General features: G+C 43.7%; 9 protein-coding genes and 1 pseudogene. 3 read left to right on the forward strand and 7 right to left on the reverse strand.

Annotated features, from left to right (window positions below):
- The first annotated feature begins 122 nt into the window (after window positions 1-122).
- Both G9F48_RS04790 and G9F48_RS04795 read left to right on the forward strand, forming a co-directional pair.
- Window positions 123-407, forward strand: a complete 285-nt coding sequence (locus G9F48_RS04790; RefSeq protein ID WP_238785876.1) for an MFS transporter — start codon at window positions 123-125, stop codon at window positions 405-407.
- A gap of 144 nt (window positions 408-551) precedes the next feature.
- The gene (locus G9F48_RS04795; RefSeq protein ID WP_165409104.1) at window positions 552-821 is read left to right on the forward strand and encodes a hypothetical protein; all 270 of its coding nucleotides are present in this window, start codon (window positions 552-554) and stop codon (window positions 819-821) included.
- 282 nt (window positions 822-1,103) lie between these two features.
- Here the strand turns inward: G9F48_RS04795 and G9F48_RS04800 are convergent.
- Both G9F48_RS04800 and G9F48_RS04805 read right to left on the reverse strand, forming a co-directional pair.
- Window positions 1,104-2,250: pseudogene (locus G9F48_RS04800) on the reverse strand (alpha/beta hydrolase).
- A 213-nt stretch (window positions 2,251-2,463) separates the two neighbouring features.
- The gene (locus G9F48_RS04805) at window positions 2,464-3,945 is read right to left on the reverse strand and encodes a cellulase family glycosylhydrolase (RefSeq protein ID WP_165409105.1); all 1,482 of its coding nucleotides are present in this window, start codon (window positions 3,943-3,945) and stop codon (window positions 2,464-2,466) included.
- Window positions 3,946-4,407: 462 nt separating this feature from the next.
- Here G9F48_RS04805 and G9F48_RS04810 point away from each other — a divergent pair, with 462 nt between their 5' ends.
- Window positions 4,408-4,716 (forward strand): DUF4870 domain-containing protein, encoded by a 309-nt coding sequence (locus tag G9F48_RS04810; RefSeq protein WP_031379072.1) that lies wholly within the window; start codon window positions 4,408-4,410, stop codon window positions 4,714-4,716.
- Window positions 4,717-4,768: 52 nt separating this feature from the next.
- Here the strand turns inward: G9F48_RS04810 and G9F48_RS04815 are convergent, their stop codons facing one another.
- From G9F48_RS04815 to bamC, 5 genes are all read right to left on the reverse strand, one after another.
- Window positions 4,769-6,169 carry a sensor histidine kinase gene (locus G9F48_RS04815; protein ID WP_165409106.1) on the reverse strand — a complete coding sequence of 467 codons (1,401 nt, stop codon included), beginning with the start codon at window positions 6,167-6,169 and terminating at the stop codon, window positions 4,769-4,771.
- 2 nt (window positions 6,170-6,171) lie between these two features.
- Window positions 6,172-6,879 carry a response regulator transcription factor gene (locus G9F48_RS04820; RefSeq protein WP_165409107.1) on the reverse strand — a complete coding sequence of 236 codons (708 nt, stop codon included), beginning with the start codon at window positions 6,877-6,879 and terminating at the stop codon, window positions 6,172-6,174.
- 142 nt (window positions 6,880-7,021) lie between these two features.
- Complete coding sequence (locus tag G9F48_RS04825) at window positions 7,022-8,293, reverse strand: glycoside hydrolase family 30 beta sandwich domain-containing protein (protein ID WP_146276874.1); 1,272 nt, start codon at window positions 8,291-8,293, stop codon at window positions 7,022-7,024.
- 51 nt (window positions 8,294-8,344) lie between these two features.
- Window positions 8,345-9,883, reverse strand: coding sequence for a glycoside hydrolase family 43 protein (locus G9F48_RS04830; protein WP_165409134.1), 1,539 nt, complete (start codon window positions 9,881-9,883; stop codon window positions 8,345-8,347).
- Between the two features lie 169 nt (window positions 9,884-10,052).
- The gene (bamC, locus tag G9F48_RS04835; RefSeq protein ID WP_165409108.1) at window positions 10,053-17,918 is read right to left on the reverse strand and encodes a bacillomycin D non-ribosomal peptide synthetase BamC; all 7,866 of its coding nucleotides are present in this window, start codon (window positions 17,916-17,918) and stop codon (window positions 10,053-10,055) included.
- Between the last annotated feature and the right edge of the window lie 15 nt (window positions 17,919-17,933).

Consider the following 17,933-nt stretch of genomic DNA (forward strand, 5'->3'; position numbering starts at 1 on the left):
TTTTATTTACTCGCAGCCGTTTTTATTTTTATCATTCCTTTTACCGTCAGCCCGCTGGCGCTTTATGTGGTTCAGGTTTTAATAGGTTTTTCACTCGGCATTATTTTCCTTTGCTGCTTGGAATGTCGATTGAGTCTGTTCCGGAAGACATGAGAGCAACATCGATGGGGGCATACCAGGCGCTTTATGCACTCGGTATTTTCGGAGGACCTTTGGCCGAGGGATTTTTTAATGATTGGCTGAGGCTCAGAGCCGGATTTTATTTCGCGGCAGTGCTCGGGCTGGCGGCTGTCATACTTGCTCAGCTCATATGTGGGGAGCCGATGCGAAAAAATCGTCGGAGTATTACCAGACATGATTTTATTTTTGTGTACGCTTTCAAAAAAGAAGAGATCTTATTCGGATAAAATTAATTACAATATATGTATTTTTAGTGAAAATAAGTATCCTATCTACAAAATATGACAAATTCCCTTTGTACAAGATGGTAAAATCAGATTACCTGCTAAGTGAGAAAGCAGCAGGCAATAAATCATAAGGGGGCAATATTAATGTTTAAAAGTAAAATTAAAAAAATAGCCGGTGCGGCTGTAATTGCTGGAGCATTATTGGTTTCTGTGTCGCCAGCAAAAGCAGAAACTCTTCCGGGATTGATCTGGGTCATGGACAAATATACTGACGCTTTTAAATTCGACATGTTTATTAAAAACGGAAATGAAAAATGGGTTTATGTTTACACAAGATTATCCGATGGCAAAGTTGATGTGGAAGAAGTAAAGTGTGAAACAATTTATAAAGATCGATGCTATGTAAAGCAGTAAGAAATAAATACAAATCGTAATACATCCTATTTTTTAATTCTGTCTCATCAACTAAGTATACTTAAGATAACGAGACAGAATTCCCATTAAAGATTTAACTTCCTAGAATATATATTATGTAAACTAGAAATTATGAAGAGAATATAAAAGCGAATCCATATTCTAACAGCATCATTCTAACAGCATCCCCTTTTTGTAAGGTAATATTAAAAAACCTCTACGTCCTTAATAAATTAAATTGGTCATAAAGGTTTTTCAGTTTGAGTATTTTCATCGGTTATGTCACTTGTTGCTGGTCTTCTTGATCAAGTTCACACCATCGTATGCCAGACTTTCCACACTTGCAGCTTTCTGCAGGATGTAATGATCAAAAAAGTTCTTCGTATAGTCTGTAACAAGATTTCGCATCTCCGTGGCATCCCGTTCGCCTCTAAGTTCCTCATTCACACTGGTAAACACGATGTCACAGTAATCTAAATGCGCAGCACGATCAACAGAGAAATAATAGGTATCCATGCTATTGTTAGCGCCAATGATCGCATTCATGTTCATTCATGTTATAGTTCGGTTCAGAAAACAGCAGCAAAAAGGGTTTCTTAAGGTCGCTGCCCTGAAGGCCGAACGCTCCGCTGTCCAAGCCAATCCCGCAGGCGAACCGGTCGTCGTCCCGGCAAACAATCGCCGTCGTAGCCCCGCCATAAGAATGTCCGACTATGCCCATGCCGATGTCAAGCCACAATCTGTCCTTAAAGATGGAATTCAGCTCTCCAGAGTCCAGTTTGACAAGATAATCGGCTGCATACCTTACATCTTCCGCCTGCAATTCACAATACTTTGTTAACTTGCCAAGAATCGGCAGTGTAAACACGTTATGGCACATCTCAATGGCAGTTTCATCGTCAGGACGCATCTCCATCTTACCAGCCAACGCCAGCATCTCCGGATCTTCAGAAAACGCCAAAATGGCATCAGAAAAATCCTTTGATACATTAAACAGGCGCCCATCTTTACGCTTATACATCGTGCTATTCTGATGGCCGATGCTTACCGCCACATATCCCATGCTTGCCAAGTCTGTACAGATCACTGTGCCCCATTCTGGAGAACCGCCTCCGCCGCAAACATAGAATAACACCGGATAACGCTTTTCTTTCCCGGAGAGAGCAAGGTCGTCGTAACATTGGGTCTTGATATCTATAGAGTAAGCATCCTTCAACGCAGTGAGAAGCGGCTGCTCATCAAGCATTTCGCAGACTTCAGGAAACATGTACGTTGATGTAGTCTTCCCTTCGCTGCTGTCGGACGGATAGTACACAAACGCCGTCAGTTCTCTTTTTGTATGATCTGATGCCGTGTACTCAAAATCCATTTGGGTGCGGCCGACAGTATAGCCGCCAATTGGCTCTGGAAATGCGTCATACCTTTTCATTCTCTTGTTCCCCCTTAAGTAATAAAAGTGGCGGATGTGAAATACATACATTGCGCGATAAACGCTTTTCAAAACTGTGAAACGATTACATTATATGTTCAGTGAATCATATCTACTCCTTCACGTAAACCTCCATGTATTGCTGTTTAAGATGATAAAAGCGGACATCGTTGCTGATGTCCGCCTAAAGCTTAACTAATGGGGTTCTGTTCCTCAAATCAGTTTTCCTTGATGATATAATGTAATTTTTTTCGTTGTTTTAAACGTATTTGATTGAAAAAAGGAATAATCGCCGCTTTGTGCATAATTACTCCAGTCATCATTGTGAAGACGAAGCTGAATATTCCCTGTGCTTGCTCCCGGTGACAGCGTTCCTGTTTTAAACCCCAGTTCCAGATAGGTATCTGCACCTTGCTTAGGTTTATGCAGCGCCGCAAATTTGTGGATCAGATTGCCGCATCCAATTTGCGCGTAGTCACAGTCATAGTTTTGGCCTTTGTTTTTCGCGTTATACCAGTAACGGGCAGTGACATGTTTTAAATCAACCGTCGCATTGCCGTTATTTTTTATGTGAAGCTGCGGGCGGATTTGGTTGCTGTTCACGCTCCCATCCCCTGCTTTGTATTGTACGGAAATGCCTTTTTCCTGTGCGGGGTTATCTTGTGCTGGCGTTTCAGGGGCGTCCTTCGTTGAATCTTTGCTGCCGCGAATGTTTTCTCTTACGAATGTTCCTGAAGCAGTTAAATCTGTAACCGGCCAGCCGCCTGTTTTAGATGCTCCCGGCTTTAAAGCCGAAGATGATTCCTGCTTATCAGAAAGATTCCAGTTCACCCAGCTGATGTTTTTGCTGTCGAGATAATTCAGCCATTCCCGCGACTGGTCAAGGAATACACCGCCATTTCCAGACGCGTCGCTTGTTCCCCATTCTGTCACGAAAATAGGTGCTCCTTTGCTGAGTGCATAGTTTGCTTTATCCCGTAAAGATTGGCCGTGTGTGCCGGCATAAAAATGAAGCGCGTACATGACGTTTGCATCTTTTAGCTGATCATCGGCTGCATCATTCACATCTTGGCTCCATGTACCGGTTCCGACAATGATGATGTTGTCTGGATCATTTTTGCGGATAACGGAAATCACTTCTTCCGCATACGGTTTAATATCACGCTTCCAGTTCACATCACCGTTTGGTTCGTTTGCAATTTCATAAATGACGTTTGGCGTGTTTCCGTAAAGACTTGACATTTCCTTAAAAAATTCTTTTGCCTTCTCTTTATTTTGGTTTGGGTTGCCGTCATTTAAGATATGCCAGTCAATGATGACATATATCCCAAGTTCTTTTGCCGCTTCAACCGCTTCTTTTACTTTATTTTTCACGGACGGATTATCAATATAACCGCCGTCTGCCGTATACATCGCCGCGCGGAAAACGGTTATGCCCCAATCGTCTCTCAGCCATTTTAAGCTGTCTTTATTGACGAAATCGCCATACCATTGCAGTCCATGTGAACTGATCCCTTTCAATTGTACCGCTTTGCCTTCCCGGTTTACGAGCTGTGTCCCTTTTATGCTAAGCTGACCATTCTTGGCTGCTGGCGTTTTTGTCCCTGCTGCAGATGCCGGCGAAGCCTGCAAGCTGCCCATTGTCAATACCGTAATCAATAAACACGTAATAAAAATAGAAATTGACCGTTTCATATCTGATCTTTTCCTCCTTCGCATCATTTTGGCTCTTCACTTCTTATGAGCTCGAACTCATTGTAAAAATCTTTCTCATGATTGTCTATCAACCTAATTTCTTGTTTTTGGGAGGTGTAAAAGCCTGTCAATTTGCTCTATCTCTATTGAATAAGACACACCTGACACATATAGAACAAAGAAAACTGGACTGAATCGGGACTTTACACGTTATTTTTCAATCGAATCGAAAAATTAAATGTATTTCCAACGTAGACGCGCTAAATGTGATGAGTCTCAATATGGCATTGAATCTTATGATTGCTGTAAAAAGACGAGCCCTTGCCCGTCCTTGTTAATTTAAGGTTGATGTAAGGTTCGGATTAATACGGGTTAAGGTTGGAGTTGTACAATAAGATTGTACTTCAGTGTGGGATTCAGCCAGAAGATTTCCCCTTTAATAAATCATAGAGGTGAAAAGGTTTGAGAGAAAATAAAATTTTGTCTTCATTATGTTACTTCAGTATATTTTTTGCACCGTTTCTGTTTCCGATTATCGTCTATTTCTTAAGCCAGGACGATGTGAAAGATCATGCGAAAAAATCTTTATGGACGCATCTGATTCCTTATTTGATTTTTGGAATTGGCATCATCGCTTCAGGTTTACTTGGTATGAATGATATTAGACATGCCGGGCCTTTCCTGCTTGCGACTTATGCTGTTACATTCCTTGTGGCGATCTATTTTTTCATTTGGAACATTGTCAAAGGAATCAAAGTGTTTTCGGAATAATAGGAAAAAACGGTTCTGTTATTAATCAGCAGAACCGTTTTTTGTATAGCCATTATGATAATTGTATATCTATCGTTGTCCCTTCTCCCGCGGTGCTGTGAATGGTGATGTCCCCTCCGTGCTTTTGGATAATATCCTTTGCTATGGCCATTCCGAGACCAGAGCCTGCATGCGTCGTTCCTGTATTTGTCCCCCTGTAATAGCGATCAAACACTTTTTCCAGCTCCTCTTCTTCTATCCCTTTGCCGTTGTCCTTAATTGTCACATGAGTTCGTTCTTTTTGTTCAAGCTGTACAACGATCTTCACATCGGGATCATTGTGAACGAGGGCATTTAAAATGAGATTCGTGACCGCTCTCCGAATCAATATCGCATCAAGGTTCAGCATCAGCTTTTCCAGGTTCGTTTGAAGCTCAATGGACTTATCCGCATATCTGGAATCGTTTAAAATATCAATTAACGTTTCCCGCAGAAGCGATACAAGGTTTACCCGTTCTTTATTTAACATCACATCGTTGTTTTTCAGCCTTGTCGTTAAATTTAAATCTTCCATCACATCTTTCATATAGAGGGATTTACTCTCAATGATCCGGGCGTACTCTCTGATCTGCTCGACTGTGAGATGATAATTCGGATCTTTGATGATTTCTGCATAGCCTTGAATAGATGCTAATGGTGTTTTAATGTCATGAGAAATATGACTGATCCACTCTTCACGCATTTGTTCCAATTTATCTTTTTCTTTTTTGCTTAAAGATAGTTGTTCCGATAAGTGATTGACATTATAGAAGACATCTTTATAAATGCCTTTGGATTTCATTTTGATCGTATAATCTCCATTAGCTAACCGCTGGATTCCTTGAATGACACGGCCGAGCGGTTTTGTGAGCTGCCGGCTGAATAGATAGCCAATGAGTAACGCGATCAATGCATCTATTGATAATAATATGATGGTTCCTGCATTGAACTTCGTCACAAATTCCTTAGTATCATATGAGAGGACAAATTTTCCGAGAGAGGGATTTTTAAACCCTATAAAGTAACTGTACTCCTTGCCGTTTACTTTTTTTCCGCCGGCGTAAATGGTTGATAATAATTGTTCATCCTTATATTTATGTAAATTTACAATTTCAATAGGCGTATATTTTTTCTTCAGTCCTTTAGGTTCTCTATCATGATAAACATCCTGTCCGTTTTCATCTAATATTTGAATCCATGCATTCTGCTCTTTTAAAGCTTTTTGGCCCTCTTTGTTTACTGTGATACCATTGTTCGATAACGTGACATATTGCCGGAATGATCTTGTGAAAGTTTCCGGTGTACTTTCTTCATCATGTTGGGTGTTCGCCTGGAAAACGAGCCAAAACATAAAAATAAATAAATTAATGAAGACTGTAATGACGGTCACTATGATGACAGATACCATGTATCTGCCTGTTAATCGCCAATTCATCCTTACGCATCCTTTACAACAAATTTGTAGCCTAACCCTTTCACAGTGACGAGAAAGTCTGGTTTTGATGGGACAGTTTCTATTTTCTCACGGAGCCTGCGTATATGAACCATCACCGTATTGTCAGAACCGAAAAAGTCTTCTCCCCATACAGCTTGATAGAGTGTTTCTTTACTGATCACCCGATTGGGATGCTGCAGAAAATAGGTCATAAGCATAAGTTCTTTAGGTGTTAACTCAATAGCCGCTCCATTTTTGGTGAGCTCGGCTTGTTGTTGGTTTAATTCAAATGGCCCTTTTTTTATCACGGTTCCGGTTTGAGAAGGCTGTAAGTAAGAGACCCGTCTCAGCTGCGCTTTGACCCGGTATGCGACTTCTTTAGGGCTGAAAGGTTTTGTAATGTAGTCGTCCCCGCCGATGGCAAGTCCTACAATTTTATCCGTTTCCTCCCCCTTTGCAGACAAAAAGATAATAGGAATGTGTGAAATGTCCCTTATTTGCTTGCAGATATCATAGCCTTCACCGTCTGGCAGCATGATATCCAATATCACAAGATCGGGATTTTCTTGATGAAATTGAGCCAATCCGTCACGGGCAGTTGAAGCAGTCACTACGCGATTAATGCCTTCTCTTACTAATACGGTTTTGATCAGTTCCAAAATTTCTTTTTCATCGTCTATGATTAATACTTTGCTGTGAAGCCGTGACATATATTGATCACTCCTTGAAGTCATTGTCATTATTATACCCAATGTCCGTGTATCGTTAAAAAACCAACACTTCTCTCCCACAGAAAATAAGCCAATTTTCTTTTTCGAGTAAGAAAATTGGCTTATTGCGATGCTGATGTCTCTAACGCTTTACAACAAATGTTGTCACGCTTTGAGCCGGCAGATGGGCCCAAAAATGATTATCCGTTACTTTGAGATCCGTTCCAGGTTGAAGATTGCTGCTGCTGCTCGTGATCCATCTGGATACTTGCGAAGCGGACCCATTCTGCAACACGAAGTTTTGGTTGACCCCTGTGTTATTTTTATTAATGGCAACAATCACGACTTTATTGTCTCCTTTATAGGCTGACACGTAAACATTCGGTTCAGGATTTTTCGTTGCATCAATCCTTACATAGCCAGGGCGCACAAATTTTGAGAAATGAGCCATATTGTATCCGCGTTTGCTGATCATCCCATCTTCTTTCATCGGGCCGTATGATCTGCGGATATACCACCACACATAAGCTTGAAAATCTCCCTCTACCATTGAATGATGAATATGCTCTGAAACACCTAAAGCCTCAGGCCAGCGATCCGCTGAATTGTTGTCACTATTCGGATAGTATACCTCCGTCATCCAAAGGTCCTTTCCCGCTCCTTTTTGTTTGAAAAGAGGATAAGGAAACTGACTGACCTGAGTGCCGTACAGGTGGGTTCCGAGGATATCCATATTCCTAAGCGCCTGCGGATCGTTCAAAATGGGGTCCGATATATTTTTCAGGTATTGAAATGATTCCGGCGCAATCACACGGGCATTAATGGAACCGGCATTCTCTCTCATGAAACGCAGGATTTCTTGGGGCGTCCACCATGTCCATTCGTGAGCGTAATCAGGCTCGTTCTGCATAGAAATCGCATACAGATTCACACCATTACTCTTCATGAAATTAACGAAATCGTTAAGATGCTGCGCGTATGCGGCGTACTTATCGTATCTCAGCCGCTTAGCTGATGTGTCACCATTATGATTGAAAGTCTCAACCATATCGTTTGGCGGATTCCAAGGGGAAGCAAAAACGATTGCTCCATGTTTGATCGCACTCTTTGCAGTCTCCACTTCTTTGTACCAATTATTTCTATTTTCATCTACATGAATTCTTAAGACAGAAAAACCTAACTGATTCTGCCCATTGCCAAAAGCGGTCTCCCGTTGAGCCGCAGTCAAGTCTCCAATCCAAGCCGGGTGGTTCATTCCTCCAAAACCGCGAATCACTTGTCTTTCTGCAGATATATTAACTGTTGCATCACTTGCTGCTGAAACTTCAGTAACTCCCGGTCCTAAGAGCATGACGGACAGCATTGTGAAGCATACCAATAATACACAAATTGTTTTTTTTACGCTCGACATCATTTTTTCCTCTCCTTCATTTGTCTTTAATGGACTTAGAAAACGTACCTTTGCTTATCTTTGTGTAAACTGCCAGTAATCAACATTAAACAAGTTTCCTGTACCAGTTCCGGTAAATACAAAGAATACGTTGTGAACACCGGATGCGCCGCTTACCGCAGTTTCTATTTCTCTCCAGGATTGCGTTCCGCCTGTGGAAGGGACATTCAAGGTTCCGACAAGCTTACCGTTTGCACTGTCTAGTCGCACTTCTATTTTTCCGCCGAGAGCGGACGCTACATTTGCTTTAAACGTCTTGGCACCGCCTGACCCGAAGTCTGCATTTCCTACAGCAATCCAGTCTCCGTTATGAATGTTTGTGACATGTTGATTATTGACCGGCCCGCCGGGTGCTGAGGATGCCTCTGTCAAAATCCGTCCGTTCCAGGCAAACGTTTCCGCTTCTACCCGGTGATATGGATTCAAGTTGGACAGCTGTTTGACACCTGCAAAATTTGCCGCTACCTCTTGCAGGGAGCCATCAGGATTATGCACAAGCTTATTGATATGGGGAGAACGGTATCCTTTGCCGGCCCCGTAAAGAGCGGAGCTGACAGTTTGAGTATGATACACCACATACCACTCGTTTTTAAAATTGAAAACAGCATGGTGATTGTTTCCGCCGCCTCCGAAAAATGCTCCCGGATTTTTCAGAAAGTGCCCTCTATACGAAAAAGAATTCATAGGACTTGAGCTGGTCATATACCCGATCTCACCTGGAGGTTTATCGGCCGGGTGCGCGCCCCCGAAATTGATACAATAGGAATAGTAATATTTTCCGTTATACTTATGCATTCCCGAATCTTCAAACATAAAAGGCGCATCAATCGTAGATGCACTTCCGGCAACACTGGTCATATCAGGCCCTAATTTCATGACTCTTGCTGTTTTAGGATTGGCCCATTGCCCCTGTGTGGGATTTGAACCGCCCGGAACGCCTCCGCCGGCATATAGGTAACCGGTACCGTCATCATCTACGAATACTGCAGGATCAAAAAGCCATACAACACCGGACATTCCTGGTGTACTTGGCGTCACCAGCGGTTTTCCGATCGGATCTGTCCATGGGCCGGTCGGGCTGTCTGCGGTGAGAACCCCGATACCTCCGCCGCCGTTTGCGAAATAAAGGAAAAATTTATCCTTACCGTTGATCTTTTTCACCGCGGCTGACGGGGCCCATGATGCTCCTGCCCATTTGGCAATCCCCCGGCCGCCATTCACCCCATTGGCACCCGCTGCGGGAATCGCTCCGTGATCTGTCCAGTTCACCATATCCGCTGAAGATATGACGGATATTTTATTCAAATTGGCAAATGAATTATCCTTAATTGATCCGTCACTGTTATATTCATAGTCATCGCTTGACATATAGATGTAGACTCTTCCGTTATAGGTCAGCGCAAACGGATCTGCGCCCAGATGATGGTCGATAAGCGGATTTGAATTCCCAACATGTTTTGCAATTGGAGTGCTTACCGCATTCGCATATTCCCCAGGTAAACAGCTCAATAATAAAGCAAGAACAAATAAACATACGCTGCACTTTTTCATCAGCTTAACATCCTCCTGTTTCCGCATATTAGGTTTTTAAAAAATATGATAACAACAGGTCATGAAGAATGCGTAAAATGAATGATTTTAGAGTGAAAACGTTGCAAATATCTGACCCTCTTTTATGAAAAATGCCGCCGATAGCAGTCAGCGGCATTTTGCCCTGAATCACTTACATTTTGTCAAACTTCGTGTCGCCAGCAAACGATCCTATTGACAGTTGTTCTTCAAGAACAAGTCCGTGATGATGCCGTTCTTCAATCCTTTTGATAAGAGATCGAATTGTATCCGTATTTTCTTCAATATTGTGAGGGTCAAAGATCGTCACATGGTCTCCTTTTAATTTGTACTCAAGGTAATGCTGTGCGGTTGATTGCTTCCATCCTCTATCGGTCAACTCGCCGCATAGAAAATGATGAATGTTGGCGTTAACGGCGCCGGAATTGATCAGTTTATTGTGATATGTGAGATAGCTTCTGATTTTATCCTTAATTGAAGGAATGGTTAATAATTCTCTGTAATAATCCGGAATGATATCGAGATTCCGATGAATGATCTCTTCGGTTTCCTCTTCCGAAAAATAATTCACCGAAACAGCCCTTTTAGAATCAAGCATCATAATGTCCGATACGATGCGTCCGCGCTTCTCCAAGGCTTTGGCAACCTCAAAAGCCAAATTCGACCCCGAGGAGTAACCGAGTAAAACAAAAGGTCCTTGTTCCTGAATGCCTATCATGCTTTCTGCATAACGTTCAACAATCTCTTGCTCGTAAGACGGCTCTTCTAAGAAATCAGCGGCATAGACGGTGCAGCGGCCGTCTAGTCTTTTCGCCATTTCATTATAGACCAGCCCGTACCCGATTAAAGGCGGGAAACAGAACAAAGGGATTGAACCGTTCTGATTCATCTTGACGAATACGTTATCCGTCTTGGACTCGAAAACTGCCGCTTGAATGGCGCGTGCCATTGTTTCGATGGTAGGAAAATCGTATACGGCTTGATAATGCATTTTGATTCCCATACGGTCGTTGATTTGATGAATAACTTGCAATACTTTGAGCGAATGGCCGCCAACGTCAAAGAAGTTATCTTTAATTCCCGGGTCATTGAGAGCTAAAATGTTCTTCCATATCTCGGCCAGCTGCTTTTCAATTAACGTTCCGGGCGCTTCGTATTCGGTTCCGGTGAGCCTATTTCCCTCAGGAGCCGGCAAAGCTTTTCGATCGATTTTTCCATTTGCGGTTATCGGCATTTTCTCCATTTGAACAAAGTAAGCCGGTATCATATAAGCGGGCAGTTTGTTCAGTAAATGACGCTTCAGCTGCGCCGTCTTTAATGAATCGTCTCCTGACAAGTAGGCGCACAGCTGCTTTGAGCCCTCTTCTTCAATCGCGATGACGACCGCTTCTTTGACAGATTCCGATTGCAATAAAGCCGCTTCGACCTCGCCAATTTCAATCCGGTAGCCCCGGATTTTCACCTGATGATCAATTCTTCCTAAATACTCGATATTGCCGTCAGGCAGCCACCGGGCGACATCTCCCGTTTTGTACATTTTTTCGCCTGCGGCAAACGGGTGTTCAACAAATTTCTCAGCCGTTAATTCCGGGCGGTTCAAATATCCTCTGGCCAGTCCCTCTCCTGCCACATAGAGCTCGCCCGGTATGCCCATGACCTGAATGCGTTGATATTCGTCCAAAATATACGCTTGCAGAGTAGGAATAGGTTGTCCGATGTTGCTTCTGCCCTCGTTGATTTCCCGTTCCGTGATTTCTTTATATGTGACATGAACGGTGGTTTCGGTGATGCCGTACATATTGATTAATTGTGTTAAAGGATATTTAAGCTTCCAGTCTTTCAAGAAGGATGGATTTAACGCCTCTCCGCCAAATATGATTTTTCGGATGTTTAAATTGGATTCGGGATCTGCTCTCTCCTCCTGCATCAGTTGATAAAAATAACTTGGCGTTTGATTTAAAATGGTCACAGCTTCCGATTTTAACAATTGCAAATACCTTTCCGGGTTTTTTGCTATTTGTTTCGGAACAATCACTAATTTGCCCCCATACAGCAGCGCTCCGTACATTTCCCATACTGAAAAATCAAAGCAGAAGGAATGAAACAAAGTCCAAGTGTCCGATGCGTTAAAATCAAAAACATTTTTGTTGTTAAATAACAGACGAACCACGTTTTTATGTTCAATGAGCGTGCCTTTCGGATTCCCCGTAGTTCCTGATGTATAAATCACGTAGGCTAATTGATTTGGCATCACGCTCAGATTGAGATTAGATGGTTCGGCGTCGTATGATGACGGATCGTCAAGGAAGACAGTATGACTTTGATAATCGGTACCTTCCAGAAGATGATGTTGCAATAATAAGATAGAGACGTTAGAATCCTCAAGCATATAATGGATGCGTTCTTTCGGATAATCCGGATCGATCGGTACGTAAACGCCCCCGGCTTTCAAAATAGCAAGGATGCCTATCACCATCTCCGGTGAACGTTCCGCCATAATGCCGACAAGCTCCTCGGCCTGAAGACCTTTGGCAACCAAGGTTCGGGCCAGCTGATTGGCGCGTTCATTTACTACCCGATACGTCAGCTTCTTATCTTCAAAAACAATCGCTGCTTGCTCCGGCGTTCGCTCCGCTTGTTCTTCAAACAATTGATGTATCGTCTTTGCCTTTGGATACTCAGCCGCCGTATCGTTGAACTTATCTATCAGAAGCGATCGCTCATCTGCTGTTACGATATCAAGGTCTTGTACGCGAATGTCCTGATCGTCCGCCATTTGCTTCATGATTTGCATGAAATGCGTCTGCATCCGTTCGACACTTGCTTGATCATAAACATCGCGGTTGTATACAAAACGAATGTCAATTTCTCCATCCGGCATCACGATAAAAGTAAAGTCGTAATGTGTATGTTCTTCCATATGAAAATCGAGAATGTCTAATGCGTTGTCATCCTGCTTCATATGTTCTATTTGTTTCTCAACCGGGTAATTCTCAAATACCATAATATGATTGATCAACTGTTGCTTTTGCTCAGTTTGAGCCTGAATGTCATATAACGGAAATGTATCATATTTTTGAGAAGCCAGTGCCCGCTCCTGGTTCACTTTCAATACTTGTGCAGCTGTCATTTCAGGCTGCGTATGAATACGTACGGGAATGGTATTGATAAATAAACCGACCATGGTTTCAATTCCCGGAATTTCTGCCGGCCTGCCGGATACGACCGTGCCGAAGACGACATCCTGACTTCCGTTATATCTTTGCAGCAGTAAGCCCCATGCTGTTTGTATCCATGTATTGACGGTGACTTGCTGGCGGCTTGCGGCCCGTTTGATTTCGTCTGAGAGCTGCTTTCCTAAATGAAACGTATGCTCTCCTTTTTCGTATCCTTTCGTCTGGCCGGAAGATTGTTCTTGTAACAAAACAGTTTGCCCTTCATAACCTTCCAAGTAATTGCGCCAATAGGCTGACGCCTGCTTGTGATCTTGTTGATCGAGCCATTCGATATATCGGCTGTATGGAGTGACGGCTCCCCGCTTCGGCTGCGGCTGCCTTTGTTCGAGTATCGCATAATAGGTTTCAAACACTTCTTTCGTAACAAGAGGCAAACACCAGCCATCCATTAAAATATGATGAAAGCTCCATATCAATCGCGCTTGGTCTTCCTCTGTCCGCAGGATCGATACGCGCATTAAAGCATCCCGGGTGAGATTGAATCCCCGCGCCTTATCTCTTCTGGCAAAATCGGCAATAAACTCGCTGCGCTGATGACTGTTCATGCTGCGAATATCTTCAACGGCCGTTTCAATCGGCTTTTGCCGGAATACAATCTGCAAAGGCTGATCTTTCCATTCTGTATAAAAAAGAGTCCGAAGAATGTCATATTTTTCGGCCAGATGCGCTAAACTCATCCTGAATGCATCGATATCCAAGAAACCTTTCAGATCAAAAGCGGCTTGTTCAAAGTAAGCTTCGGAAGCCGAATCGATCAAGCTGTGGAACAACATTCCTTTCTGCATCGGGGTTAATGGGTATATATTTTCAATGTCACCGAGATGACTCGTTTGCTGCACAAATTGATCCAGTTCACCGATCGTTATACCTTTTAACGAAATGTCGCTTGGCGTCAGGTGAATTTGATCTTGAGCATCACAATGTGCGATGACTTGCTGCAGGCTGCTTTTTAAGAGATCGGCACAGGCTTCCATTGTTTCTCTTTGATATTGTTTACCGCTATAGCTGATGGCCAGCGACAATCGGCCTTCTGAAATCATGCCGTTGATATCAAGTGTATAGGTCAAGGGACGATTGTCACTGGCTGTTTTCCCGCTTGAGTAAGGGGATACCTCCATCCTGCCGTTCCGGACATCTTGATCAAATTGACCCAAATAATTGAAACGTATTTCCGGATGTCCGGTCCATTCATGTGCCTTCGGGTGATCGGACAAATATTTGATCAGGCCGTAACCTATTCCTTTTTGGGGGATCTGACGCAAATTTTCTTTCACTGTTTTAATCCGCTGCGGGATATCCTGATCAGCTTTGATTTGAAGCGAAACCGGATATAGGCTTGTGAACCATCCCACGGTACGCGAAATATCGAGATCCGGAATGATAGACTCTCTGCCGTGTCCTTCAAGATGAATGAGAATGTCTTCATATCCGGTCCAACGATGAACAGCAGTTCCCAGACCGGTCAGTAATAAATCGTTCATATCGGTCGAATAAGCCCTGTGAGCGTTTTTTAATAAACGTTCGGTTTCCTCGACGGTCCATTGAACAATGACCGTTTCCTTGTCTTTGGCCAGACAGGTCTCCTGTCCATTGTCCTTTGGCAATGTATGTTGCGGATTATGTTTCTGTCTGAACCAGTATTGATTTTCCGCTTCGAATTCCTGACTTTCTGCATAACGATTCAACTGTTCAGCCCATAACAGATAAGAGTCCGTTTTCTTCGGAAGCCGGATCGCTTCGCCGTTTTGAAGCTGCTCATAAGCTGCCGCTATATCCTCAAGTAAAATCCTCCACGATACGCCGTCGATGACCAGATGATGAACCGCAATCAGCAAATGATCTCCCTCTTGACACCGGAACAATCCCAGTTTCATGAGCGGTCCTTCGGCTAAATGAATGGATTGCTGAATCTCATTGGAAATGGTTTCTATCGTCTGGGACACATTTTTTTCTTCGCGTAATGAGATCACTTCAAGGCTGAACAGATCACCTTCATCGATCCCCCGATTTCGGGCTTCATATCCATCTTCTGTCGGAACATAGACCATGCGCAAAGCATCGTGATGCTCTGTGATCTTCTTCATGACTTCCCGAAGCTTGGATTCATCCAGTCCCTCTTTCCAATAAAGCATAATCGCTTGATTGTAATGGTGTAATTCCGGGTATTTCTGGTCGAAAAACCAATGCTGAATCGGTGTCAGCAGCGCACGGCCTTTGATTTCTCCTTGTTCTGCGATTCGGGTTGCCGGCTCTACGTATGGAACAAGCTCGGAGATGGTTGGGTATTTAAACAAGTGTTTGATTTCAAACTTATACCCGGCTTGGTATAATCTTGAGGACACTTGAATCGACTTAATGGAATCGCCCCCCAATTCGAAGAAATGATCTGAGATTCCGACCCGTTCTAAGCCTAAGACCGACTCCCACACCGCGGCCAGTATTTTTTCCAGTTCTGTTCGAGGAGCTTCATAGTTCATGCCTGTAAGATTCTCTCTTGGAGAAGGAAGGGATTTACGGTCTATTTTCCCGTTGAAAGTAAGCGGCATCTCTTCCAGCTGAACGAAATAAGCAGGTATCATATAGGATGGAAGCTGCCGGGACAGCTCTTCACGGAGCTCGCCTGCAGTTAAAGCATGTTGTGCGGTATAATAGGCGCACAAGGATGTTTCCCCATCGATTTCCCGGGCGATGACGATGGCTTCTTTGATCGCCGGCAGCTGAAAAAAAGCGCCTTCGACTTCGCCGATTTCAATGCGGTAACCGCGGATTTTCACCTGGTGATCAATCCGGCCCAAATACTCGATATTGCCGTCCGGCAGCCATCTTGCCAAGTCTCCCGTCCGGTATATCCGTTCTCCTGATGCAATCGGATGGTTTACAAACTTCTCGGCCGTCAGTTCGGGACGATTCAAGTAGCCCCTTGCAAGCCCGTCGCCCGCTATGCACAGTTCTCCCGCCACACCGATCGGCTGCATATGTTCCAAATCAGCATGTAATATATACAATTGAATGTTGGAAATCGGTTTGCCTATCGGAATCGTTGCATATGTTTCTTCCGTCTGGCAATCAAAGTATGATACATCAATTGTTGCCTCAGTCGGTCCGTACAAATTGATGATTTGAGCCTGGCTCACCGACGTGATGATGCGTTTGAAGCCTGCGACATGTACAGGCTTCAAAGCCTCACCGCTTGCAAACACATGTCTTAATGACGCTAATTTTTGTTTCAACATCCCGCTTGGCTTCTGATCCATGGATTCCAGGAAGGCATGCAGCATCGCAGGTACAAAATGCATTGTGCTGACGCCTTTTTGTGCAATTGTATCTAAAATCAGCTCGGGATTCTTTTCTCCTCCGCTTGGCAGCAGCACCAGTTTAGAACCTGCCAGCGTCCACCAGAACAGTTCCCACACTGATACGTCAAAGGTGATCGCAGTTTTTTGCAGAATCGCATCCCGCTCATCCAGAGGGTATTTTTCCTGCATCCACACCAGCCGATTGATGACCGACCGGTGCTCAACCATAACCCCTTTCGGCTTGCCCGTTGAACCCGATGTATAAATAACATAGGCCAGATGATCCGGACCAGCAGCCGGCTCTACATTCGACCCGTCTGCACAAAAGTTTTGGGGATCTTTCATATCCAGCACTTTTCCCGTAAAAGGTACTCTCTCTTGCGATTGATTCTGCACGAGTAACAACTTCGTATCCGAATCCTCCAATATGTATCGAACCCGTTCCTCGGGATAGCCCGGGTCAATCGGTACATACGCCCCGCCGGCTTTCAAGATCCCGAAGATCCCTACAATCATATCCAGGGAGCGTTCGGCCATAATCCCGACCGGCTGATCCGGCTGCACGCCTTCAGATTGCAGTGTCCGAGCGAGTTGATTCGCCTTTTCATTCAATTCCCGGTACGTCAGACGGCTATCCTCGTAGACAACAGCCGTTTGATCAGGGGTGCGTTCCGCTTGTTCCTCCAAAAATTGATGAATCGTTTTTTCTGTTGGATACTCTGCAGCCGTTTGATTATAGGCGATGAGTTGATTTGTCTCTGAGTCTGACAGAATATTAAGCTGTCGGATCATAAGGTCGGGTTGGAATAACAAACTTGAAAAAACCCGGTTTACATGTTCGATCACTTGCATCATATACTGGCGATCATAAGCTTGTTCATTATAAGTTAACTTTAAATGAATCGAATCATTTTCGATGGAAAACTGAAATAACGTATCAGCAGCAGCCGTTTCTATAAAACGAATGGGATGAAGCTGATCTAGTGATACGATCGTATGGATCATTGGCAAATGATTTGAATCGTAGTTCAGATTTAATGGACCGGCCATTTTATCGAAAGGAACGTGCTGATTTAAGATGGCTCCGTTCAGCGTATGCTTGAATTCATTAAATATGGATTTAAATGTGCTGTCCGCATTTATGTTTTGTTTGATTAACATGACTTGATCTAAACGAAGGTCTTCATCGGTTTCGTCTTCAAAGGTCGGTACACCTACAATAACGCCCTCTTCCCCCGTATATTTGTACAAAAGACACTCGATTCCGACCAGGAGAACCATATAAACGGCCATTGGCGATTTATTCGTCATCTTCATGATGCGCAGGGATACATCGGAGCTCAATGAACTGTGAATACGGTTGGGTGCACTCGGCGCATCGTGCTCTATTGTTGAGTCCGACATTTGAAACGAAGGGATTGCACTGGGACGATCTTCCGCATCGAACATGCTGCTCCAGAACAACTCCTGTTGCTTGAATTCTGACATTAATATCCCTCCAGT

The organism is Bacillus sp. EKM420B (assembly GCF_011065565.1).
Classification (GTDB): domain Bacteria; phylum Bacillota; class Bacilli; order Bacillales; family Bacillaceae; genus Bacillus; species Bacillus velezensis.